Raw genomic sequence first — 9,358 nt, 5'->3', positions numbered from 1 at the left:
GCCTTAGCGCCCGCATCCGCGGGCTTGGCCGCCGCCGCAATGGCGGCAGAATACCGGCCAACGAGTCACATCAAAGGTTGGCCGGTACTACCGCCGGGCTTCCAGGCTTTCGATATAGGCGGTGACGTCGTCGACCTCGTGGCGCTTGAGCTTGAAGCCCTTCATCGGCTTGGCGTGCGGCTTGGTCAGGGCGGCACGGATGTCGGCGGCGCGGCGGTCCTTGGCGATGGACCCGAAGCTGGGGCCGGCATTGCCGCCGGCACCCGATGGCGACACCACGTGGCAGGCCGCGCACCAGCGCGCCGCCAGCTCGCCGCCGGCATCGGCCGAGGCGGAATTCGCCCATGCCGGCGCCGCCATCACCACCAATCCTAACGCCACCGTCAGCGCTACGCGCATCCGTTCGTCTCCCACCGATCAAGCAACAGGGTCTGGATGGCCGGCACAATGCCCGCTTCGCTGCATTGCGGCAAGCATGTTTCACGGCCGATTCCGGAATAGGAGTCCTGCGCGGAGCGCGGCAGAAGTCAGGGCTGGGGGATGATCAGCTCCAGGGTGGTCGCCGCCAGGCTGATCTCGGCCGGCAGGCGGGCGACGATGTCGCCGTCGCCCTGCAAGGGTGCCCCGCGCGGGCCCAGGATGACCATCGAACGGGCGGTGACGTGCTCGACCTCGGGCAGGTCGGCCAGGCGGTTCATCGGAAGCGCCAGACCATAGCGCATCAACCCGGCCATGCCCGATTTCGGCAGGATGCAGATGTCCAGCTGCGGCTTGTCCAGGCTGGCCCCAGGGGCGGCGACGAACGGGCCGCCGTAATAGCGGCCCTTGCAGGCCACCGCCATGCGGCCCTGATAGGTGCGCCCGTTGGCGCGGACCTGGATTTCCGGGAAATCGTAGCCGAACGCCTGTTTCACGCTTTCCACCACATAGGCCAGCTTGCCGGTGCGCCGCTTGAGCGCCGGATTGATGCCGGCCACCACCTGGGCATCCAGCCCGGCCCCGGCCATCAGCAGGAAATGGCGGCCATTGGCCACCGCCGGATGGACGATCTGGGACGGGCCGAAGGCGATGGTCCGGGCGATGGCCTCGCAATCCTTGGGGTCCAGGCCGATTTCCAGCGCCAGCACGTTGGCGGTGCCCAGCGGGACCACCGCCAGCGACGGCGGCTTGGCCGCCGCCATCAGTCCGTTGACAACCTCGTTGACGGTGCCGTCGCCACCGGCGGCGGCGACCACGTCGAAATCGTCACGGTCGCACTGGCGGGCGAAGTTTTCGGCGTCGCCGCGCCGGCCGGTGTCGCGGCAGGTGACGGTGCACCCCAGTTCCTCCAGCCGTTCGACCACATCCTCAAACCGACGGCCGTGGCGGCGCCCGGCGGTGGGATTGTGGATCACCAGCACGCGGCGGGGGATGGACGGGGCGATGGCGGCGGCATCCGGTTGGATCATGGTCTGAGCGAGCATGAGGAAAGGTGATACAAAAGACGGTGATATCGTTCCAATGAAACAATTGTGACGGATTCTTTTCCGGTCAGTGAAATTTGGAAATGACGGCAAATTAACGATACCATGCCAACACTATTTCGACGTATCAGGGCGTCATGTCTGTTGACGCCGCACCATCTCGGCGCTTTCGCGCCATCTGGATTTCCGACATTCACCTTGGTACTCGTGGGTGCAAGGCCGAATACCTTCTTGAGTTCCTCAAGCAGACCGAATCCGACATTCTTTATCTGGTCGGCGACATCGTCGATGGCTGGCGGCTGTCGAAATCGTGGTATTGGCCGCAGGCCCACAACGACGTGGTGCAGAAGCTGCTGCGCAAGGCGCGCAAGGGGACCCGGGTGATTTTCGTCCCCGGCAACCACGACGAATTCGCCCGCCATTACCTGGATCATTCCTTCGGCGGCATCGAGGTGGCCGAACAAGCCATCCATTATACCACCGACGGCCGCCGCCTTCTGGTGCTGCACGGCGATGCCTTCGACGGGGTGGTGACCTACGCCAAGTGGCTGGCCCGGCTGGGCGACGGCGCCTATACCCTGGCGCTGGCCTTGAACCATTGGGTCAATCTGGCCAGGCGCCGATTGGGCCTGCCCTATTGGTCGCTGTCGGCCTATCTGAAGCACAAGGTCAAGAACGCCGTCCAGTTCATGGCCGATTACGAGCGCACCGTCGCCGACGAGGCGCGCCGCCAAGGCGTCGATGGCGTGGTGTGCGGCCACATCCACCATGCCGAGCTGCACGAGATCGACGGCATCCTTTACGCCAATGACGGCGATTGGGTGGAAAGCTGCACCGCGCTGGTCGAACACCTGGACGGCCGCCTGGAGATCCTGCGCTGGCAAGAAGACCTGAACGCCACCCCCGCCCAGGCCGAGCTTCCGTCCGAGGAGGAAACATGCGCATCGTCGTCGTCTCTGACGCCTGGTTTCCTCAGGTCAATGGGGTGGTTCGCACGCTCGACACCTTAAAGGCCGAGCTGGAACGGACCGGCCATCAGGTGGTGATGGTCACCCCCGACCTGTTCCGCTCGGTGGCATGCCCGACCTATCCGGAAATCCGCCTGGCCCTGGCGCCATCGGCCAAGCTGGCCCGGCTGATCGAGGCGGCCCAACCCTGCGCCATCCACATCGCCACCGAAGGCCCGCTGGGCTGGGCGGCGCGCCGCTTCTGCCGCCGTCGCCACCTGCCCTTCACCAGCGCCTATCACACCAAGTTCCCCGAATATGTCCGCGCCCGCTTCGGGGTGCCGCTGGGCCTGTCCTATCGGGTGATGCGGCGCTTCCACGATGCCTCGGCCCGGGTGATGGTCGCCACCCGAAGCATCGAGAACGAACTGACCGCGCGCGGCTTCAGTCGCATCGGCCGGTGGTCGCGCGGCGTCGATACCGATCTGTTCCGGCCCCGGCCAGAATGCCGGGGCGAGCACGGCCCGCTGGCCGGCCTGGCCCGGCCGATCTTCCTGTCGGTCGGCCGCGTCGCGGTGGAAAAGAACATCGAGGCGTTCCTGGCCCTAGACCTGCCGGGTTCGAAGGTGGTGGTGGGCGACGGCCCGCTGGCCGACGAACTGAAACACCGCCACCCCGAGGCCCATTTCGTCGGCGCCCGCTTCGGCGAGGATCTGGCCCGCCACTACGCCGCCGCCGACGTCTTCGTGTTCCCATCGATGACCGACACTTTCGGCCTGGTGCTGCTGGAGGCCCTGGCCTCGGGCCTGCCGGTGGCGGCCTATCCGGTGCCGGGGCCGCTGGATGTGCTGACCGGGTCCGACGCCGGCATCCTGGACACCGACCTGGGCAAGGCGGCGCGCGCCGCCCTGGCCATATCGCCCGAGGACTGCCGCGCCCACGCCATGGGATTTTCCTGGGCGGCGGCGACACAGCAGTTCCTGGCCAATCTTCAGCCGTTCGACCCGGTCTGCTCGCCCGATCCGGCCCCCCATTTGACCAGCATGGCCTGAAGCTCGGCCGGGCGGAACGGCTTGCCCAGATAATCGTCCATGCCGGCGGCCAGGCAGCGTTCCTCGTCGCCGGCCAGGACGTGGGCGGTCATGGCGATGATGGGAAGGCTGTCCCCGCCATCCGGCAGGGCGCGGATCCGGGCGGTGGCCTCCAGCCCGTCCATTTCCGGCATCTGGATGTCCATCAGCACCAGATCGAACCGGCCGGCCTCGACCGCCGCCACCGCCTGACGCCCGTCGGAAACGGCGGTGACATGGTGCCCCATCCGTTCCAGTTGGGCGATCGCCACCGTGCGGTTGACCGGGTTGTCCTCGGCCAGCAGCACGCTCAGCGGCCGGCATCTGGCGGGCTGGGTCGCCGCGACCTCGTCCTGGTCATCGATCACCGGCAGGAACGGCAGGGTGAACCAGAAGCGCGAGCCGCGCCCGGGCTCGCTCTCGACCCCGATCTCGCCGCCCAGCGCCTCGACCAGCCGCTTCGAGATGGCCAGGCCCAGGCCGGTGCCGCCGAAGCGCCGCGACACCGAGGAATCGGCCTGGCTGAAGGACTGGAACAGCCGGCCGATCGCCTGGGGCTCGATGCCGATGCCGGTGTCGCGAACGTCGAAGCGCAGCACCGGGCCGCCATCTTGTCGGCCGACGGCGAACACCGAGATGGCGACGCCGCCCCGCTCGGTGAACTTGACCGCGTTGCCGACCAGATTGAGCAGGATCTGGCGCAGCCGGGCGCCGTCGCCCAGCAGGCGGCCGGGAATGTCGGGCGCCGTGTCCAGGCTGATCTCGATCCCCTTTTCGCGGGCGCGGGGGTTCAGCAGGGCGGTGACCGCCTCCAGGGTCTCGCGCAGCGAGAAGGGCGCCATCGCCATGGCGGTCTGGCCGGCCTCCATGCGCGAGAAGTCCAAGATGTCGTTCAAGATGGTCAGCAGCGCCTCGCCCGACTGCAAGATGGTCTGGGCGCAATCCTTCTGGTCGGCGGCCAGCGGAGTGTCGAGCAGCAGGCTGGCCATGCCCAGGATGCCGTTCATCGGCGTCCTGATCTCGTGGCTGATCACCGCCAGGAACTCGGACTTGGCACGGCTGGCCGCCTCGGCCGCCTCCTTGGCGCGGTTCAGCTGGGCCTCCGCCGCGTAATGGTCGCTGACATCGGTGATCGAGCCGACGATGCCGACCACCTGACCGTCGGCATTGCGATAGGCCGCCTTCTGGATCAAGGCGTGGATGTCGCGCCCACCGCCGGCCTTCAGCGGCATTTCGAACTGGCACACCCGCTCGCGCCCCTCGATCAGCGCCTGGTCGGTGCTGGCGACCCTTCGGTGCAGCTCGGGATTGGGATTGATCCGTTTCAATTCGGCGCCGATCACCTGATGGCGGGGCAGCCCGACCAGGTCCAGGAAGGCCCGGTTGCAGCCCAGATGGCGGCCCTGGACATCCTTGTAGAAGATGCCGTTGGGAATGGTGTCGATCACCGTCTGATGCAGCGCCAGTTGGTCCTGAAGCGCGCGCTCGGCCGCCTTGCGGGCGGTGATGTCGTTCAAGGCCACCAATACCGCCGCCTCGTCCATGTCGACCAGGGCCAGGGACACCAGGGCCCAGAACGGCTGGCCGGTGACGGTGCGCAGGCGGACCTCGAATTCATCGACGAAGCCGCGCTCGGCCAGGCGGTCGCGCAGGCGGATCAGGTCGCGGCGCGAGGCGGCGCGGGCCGGAAGCGGCCGGCCGGTCAATTGCTCGACCGTGGTGCCGAGAAGACGAGCCGCTCGGCGGTTGGCGAACAGCACGCTTCCGTCCTCGCGCCGAAGCAGGGCCAGGGGATAGGGCGCCGAGGTCAGCAGCGTCGACAGGCGGTGTTCCGACAAGGCCAATTGCCCGCGCGATTCGCGCTGCTCGATGCGCCGCCGCGTCAGGGTGAAGGCGGCCGTCGCCGCCAGTAAGGCCAGCAGCACGCCCAGCGTGCGCAATTGCACCTGTACCGGCGAGGCGTGCTGGTCCCAGCCGCCGACCGGAACGGCGGCCATTTGCCAGGTGCCCCCCGGCAGGATGATGTCGGTCAGCACCGGATCACGGTCGAACAGACGGGAATCGCCGTGAAACACCTCGCCCGCCGCCCCCAGTCCGTCGCGGCCGCGGATGGCGATATCCAGCCCGCTCTCCCGATCGGTGACCCCGGTCTCGTCCAACAGGCCGGGCAGCATGATCGGAATGGCGATCAGGCCCCAGGGCCGCCCGCTGCCGGCCGGGCCGTCGGGCGGGCTTTCGAACACCGGCATGCGACCGATCACCGCCACGCCGCCCTGGATCAGGGTGACCGGCCCGGCCAGCACCGGCTCGCGCTGGGCGAACATCCGCTCGATCGCCGGCCATTGCTGCGGCAATGATCGATAATCGACCCCGACCGTCCGGCTGTTGCCGGCCTGCGGATAGACGTAGGTGATGGTGGTGCCGCGCGCCAGGGTGACGTTTCTGATGTGGCGTTTCTGGCGCATCATCTCGCGGGCGATGGCGGAAAATTCGTCTTGGCCGATCTCCAACCGGGTGGCGATCACCGCCGCCAGGCCCCGGGTCAGCAGCAAGGTTCCGCCCAGCTCGCCCTCGAGCCGGGCCCGCACGGTGGCCAGGCGCCCCAAGGCGAGCGCGCGGATTTCCTGATGGTGACGGGCCGATTCCAGGGTATCGACCAGGCTGACCAGCGCCAGCACCAGCGCCGCCACCATTCCCGCCGCCAACCAAGACCGATTGCGTGTCATCCGCGCGGCCCCCTCTCTGGTTGGTGCCGAACTAGACGAAGAACATATCCCATTCGCCCAGAGCCGTCACCGCCAGACCAGCGAATCCACCGCGCCGCAGGCCGGGCAGGCGATTGCCCACGAATCGGCCGGTTTGGCGCAGACCTGGCAGGTCCAGGCCGGCTCGGCCCCGGCACCCGCCGCCTTCACCAGCCAGTCGCGGGCGGCGGTTTCGTCGCCCTTTTCCTCGCGCTCCAGCCGGGCCAGCAGGATGTAAAGCCCGGCGCTGGGCCGCAACTCCACGGCCTTTTCCAGATGGGTGCGGGCCTGACCCCACAATTTGGCGGCCAGGGCGACCTCGGCCAGGGCGGCATGGCCGCAGGCGCTGTCAGGGTTCAGGCGCACCAGCTTCTCGACCCGTTTGACGCGATCGAGCGGGCTTTCCATCGGCGCCAGGGTCAGGGCCGCCTCGATCAGTTCGGGGTGGGCCAAGGCTTCCCATGTCGCCGCCAGCACCGATTCCGCCTTGCGGGTCTTGCCGGCGCGATGCAGGGCGGCGGCGGCCTTGACCGCCGCCGGCACCAGGATCGGATCGGCGCGGTGCGCGGCCTGGGCGAAGTCCAGGGCGGCGGCGGCATTGCCGTCGCGTTCGGCCTGATCGGCGCGCGCCAGGGCCACCAGGGCCTGACGGTGCAACAGATCGGCGCCCGACAGCAGCTTGCGGCGCTTGGCCTCGGCCAGGGTGGCGTCGGCCTCGATCCATTGGCCGGCGCCGGCCTGCAGGTCGAACAAGGTGGCGGCCAGCCCGTCGGTGGTACCGCCCAGCGACCAGGCCCGCGCGGCCAGTTCCAGCGCCTTGGCCTTGTCGCCCTGCTTGATCGCGATTTCGGTCAGGCCCTTGAGACCCAGCACGGCGGTTTCCGGGCGTTCGGCCAGCCGCTGGTAATGGCGTTCGGCATCGGCGCCGCTGTGCACCTGCGCCGACAACAAGGCGGTCAGCGAGCTGTCGGCCAGCAGGCGGTCGGCCCGCGTGGCCAATTTGCGGGCCTGGCGCGAATCGCCGGCGGCCAGGGCGGCCATGCCGTCGGACAGCGCCCGATAGCCGGCCTGGGTGCGCTTGGCCCGGCGGCCGGCCAAAAAGCGTCCCGGCCCGCCCACCAAAGCGCCGGCCAGGCGCAGCAGCAGGTTGACGGCGATCATCAGGGCCAGCATGGCCAGCACCAGCACCGGGACGGTGGTATCGACCCGCCAGCCTTCCCAGCGAAGGGTCACCGAACCGGGCCGGTCGGCCAGCCATACCGTGGCGGCGACCAAGAGCCCGGCCAGCACGGCGAAGGTCAGCAGGCGGCGGATCATGGCTTGGCCCCGATGGCGGCCACCACATGGGCGGTCATCTCGGACACCGCGTGGTCGGCGGCCAGCCGGTCGCTTGCGTCGGCCAGCCAGGGGGCGGCAATTGTGGCGGCGCCACCGGTCAGGCGCGACAATTCGGCCAGGGCGGCAGCCAGGTCGCCCTCGCCCAGCCGCGCGGTGGCGCGCGCCACCAGGGCCGGACTGTCCTCGCCCACCGCATCGCCATCCTCGCGGCGCACGATGACCAGGGTGGCCAGCCGGTCCAGGGTCTGGCGCCACCAGCTCATCTCGGCCGGAAGGATGTCGGCGCGGACGATGGCCGGGGCCAAAGCGTGGAACCGCGACACCAGCACGGCGCGGGTCGGCAGGCCGGCGACGGCGCGGGCCTTCAGGATCTCGACGCCGCGCAGGATGTCCTGGTCGGTGCCGGCCAGGGCCTTGACCGCGCGCAGTTCCGAATCATAGGGAAGCGAGGCGGCCAGCGCCTCGCGCAATTGCCCGACCGCCAGCAGCAGCGCCACCGCCGAGCTCCGCTTCGATTCCAGCTCGGCCAGGCGGGATTCGGCCTTCTCCAGCCGGTCGGTCATGCGCAAGACGGCGGCCGCGTCGGCGCTGGTGCGCTTCAGCTCGGCCACGTGCGCCGCCAGCTCCTGCATCTCGGCGGCCAGACGGGCCGGGATCTGCGCCTGCAGCGCCTTGATCTGGCCTTCGGCCTGGTCCAGGCGCGCATCGGCGGCGGGACGGGCTTCCAACTGGGCCAGGCGCCCCTGCAGGGCGGCCAACTCGGCCCGCACCGAATCGGCGGCCTGCGCCACCGGAGCCGGAACCGGGTTCTGCGCCACCGGGGCCGGATTGGCCGGAGCCGGATTGGTCGGCGGCGCCAGGGTCGCGGTGGGAACCACCATCTCCAGCACCGACTTCCACGATTCATAGGTCAGCGCCGCCGCCCCGATCAGGGCGGCCAGGATCACCGCCAGGACCAGCGCCCAGGCCGACGAGCCCTTGGCGGGCGCCGCATTTTCCGGTTCCGGGCTGGCCGGGTCGCCGGATGCGGGCGTGGCTGGCTTGGGCACGTCGGTCTCGGTCATGGAAGGTCCCCGGTCGGTCGTGGGCTGAAGCGCCGCCAACAGGGCGGCTTGGGTGGGAGCGGCGGCCACATGGACCCCCGCCCACGGCAGGGCGGCCAATTCCCGCGCCACCGCCTGGCTAAGGGCATAGGCGGCGATGCGCCCGGTGGTATCGGACAGACCGGCCGCCGCCACCAAGGTAGCAAAGGTCGCCGCCGTGCGGGGAGAGAAAAACAAGGCGACGTCGATAGTGCCATCTTTCAGGGATTGCGCCAGCTCGTCGGAGATGCGCTCGGCGGTTTCGGCGCGGTACAGCACCACCCGGCGGACGGTGAAGCCGGCCTGGCCCAGCCGGCCCGACAGATCGCCCGCGGTGACCGAGCCGGCGGCATGCAAAAGCGCGCCGTCTTCCGGCCGGCAGCGTTCGGCCACCAGGGCGGCCAGGCTGTCGACGTCGCCGCCGGCGCTGGCCACATTGCGGTAGCCCAAATCCCGCGCCGCCCGCGCCGAGGCGTCGCCCACCGCCCATACCGGCAGGTCGCGATCGGCCAGCGCGCGGGCCAAGGCGCGGATGCCGTTGGCCGAGGTGGCGAGGATGCCCTGCAGCCCGTCGGTATCGATGTGGGCGTCCTCGACCGCGCGGATCTCCAGCAGCGGCTCGACCTGGACGGCGAAACCCAGCTCGGTCAGCGCCTGGGCGATTCCATGGCTGTCTTCCCGCGGGCGAGTCACTAACGCGCGTTTTGGCCGTGC

7 protein-coding genes are annotated in these 9,358 nt (G+C 69.4%); 2 read left to right on the top strand and 5 right to left on the bottom strand.

Annotated features, from left to right (window positions below):
• Window positions 1-87: 87 nt before the first annotated feature.
• Window positions 88-399: a c-type cytochrome gene (locus A6A05_RS10800; protein ID WP_068500516.1), complete on the bottom strand. Its 312-nt coding sequence runs from the start codon at window positions 397-399 to the stop codon at window positions 88-90.
• A 128-nt stretch (window positions 400-527) separates the two neighbouring features.
• Window positions 528-1,448, bottom strand: a complete 921-nt coding sequence (locus A6A05_RS10795; RefSeq protein WP_068500523.1) for a diacylglycerol/lipid kinase family protein — start codon at window positions 1,446-1,448, stop codon at window positions 528-530.
• 152 nt (window positions 1,449-1,600) lie between these two features.
• Here A6A05_RS10795 and A6A05_RS10790 point away from each other — a divergent pair, with 152 nt between their 5' ends.
• Together A6A05_RS10790 and A6A05_RS10785 are read left to right on the top strand one after the other, a co-directional pair.
• Window positions 1,601-2,473 (top strand): UDP-2,3-diacylglucosamine diphosphatase, encoded by an 873-nt coding sequence (locus A6A05_RS10790; protein WP_068500513.1) that lies wholly within the window; start codon window positions 1,601-1,603, stop codon window positions 2,471-2,473.
• Window positions 2,401-3,462, top strand: coding sequence for a glycosyltransferase family 4 protein (locus A6A05_RS10785; protein WP_068500511.1), 1,062 nt, complete (start codon window positions 2,401-2,403; stop codon window positions 3,460-3,462). The genes A6A05_RS10790 and A6A05_RS10785 overlap by 73 nt, the downstream gene beginning before the upstream one ends.
• Here A6A05_RS10785 and A6A05_RS10780 read toward each other — a convergent pair.
• From A6A05_RS10780 to A6A05_RS22115, 3 genes are all read right to left on the bottom strand, one after another.
• Complete coding sequence (locus A6A05_RS10780; RefSeq protein ID WP_082910872.1) at window positions 3,402-6,206, bottom strand: ATP-binding protein; 2,805 nt, start codon at window positions 6,204-6,206, stop codon at window positions 3,402-3,404. The genes A6A05_RS10785 and A6A05_RS10780 overlap by 61 nt on opposite strands.
• Window positions 6,207-6,272: 66 nt before the next feature.
• Window positions 6,273-7,541: a heme biosynthesis protein HemY gene (locus tag A6A05_RS10775; RefSeq protein ID WP_245644264.1), complete on the bottom strand. Its 1,269-nt coding sequence runs from the start codon at window positions 7,539-7,541 to the stop codon at window positions 6,273-6,275.
• On the bottom strand, window positions 7,538-9,337 hold the full coding sequence (locus tag A6A05_RS22115; RefSeq protein WP_281193269.1) for a uroporphyrinogen-III synthase: 1,800 nt from the start codon (window positions 9,335-9,337) through the stop codon (window positions 7,538-7,540). The genes A6A05_RS10775 and A6A05_RS22115 overlap by 4 nt, the downstream gene beginning before the upstream one ends.
• Window positions 9,338-9,358 lie beyond the last annotated feature (21 nt).

This window comes from Magnetospirillum moscoviense (assembly GCF_001650635.1).
Lineage (GTDB): Bacteria > Pseudomonadota > Alphaproteobacteria > Rhodospirillales > Magnetospirillaceae > Magnetospirillum > Magnetospirillum moscoviense.
Note: the sequence above shows the minus strand (reverse complement) of the source record. Positions and strands in the feature narration are given on the sequence as shown.

Bases quoted from the DNA above. Each gene is read 5' to 3' on its own strand.
- A6A05_RS10775 (WP_245644264.1), bottom strand. From the start codon at position 7,541: ATGATCCGCCGCCTGCTGACCTTCGCCGTGCTGGCCGGGCTCTTGGTC.
- A6A05_RS10795 (WP_068500523.1), bottom strand. From the start codon at position 1,448: ATGATCCAACCGGATGCCGCCGCCATCGCCCCGTCCATCCCCCGCCGC.
- A6A05_RS10790 (WP_068500513.1), top strand. From the start codon at position 1,601: ATGTCTGTTGACGCCGCACCATCTCGGCGCTTTCGCGCCATCTGGATT.
- A6A05_RS10780 (WP_082910872.1), bottom strand. From the start codon at position 6,206: ATGACACGCAATCGGTCTTGGTTGGCGGCGGGAATGGTGGCGGCGCTG.
- A6A05_RS10800 (WP_068500516.1), bottom strand. From the start codon at position 399: ATGCGCGTAGCGCTGACGGTGGCGTTAGGATTGGTGGTGATGGCGGCG.
- A6A05_RS10785 (WP_068500511.1), top strand. From the start codon at position 2,401: ATGCGCATCGTCGTCGTCTCTGACGCCTGGTTTCCTCAGGTCAATGGG.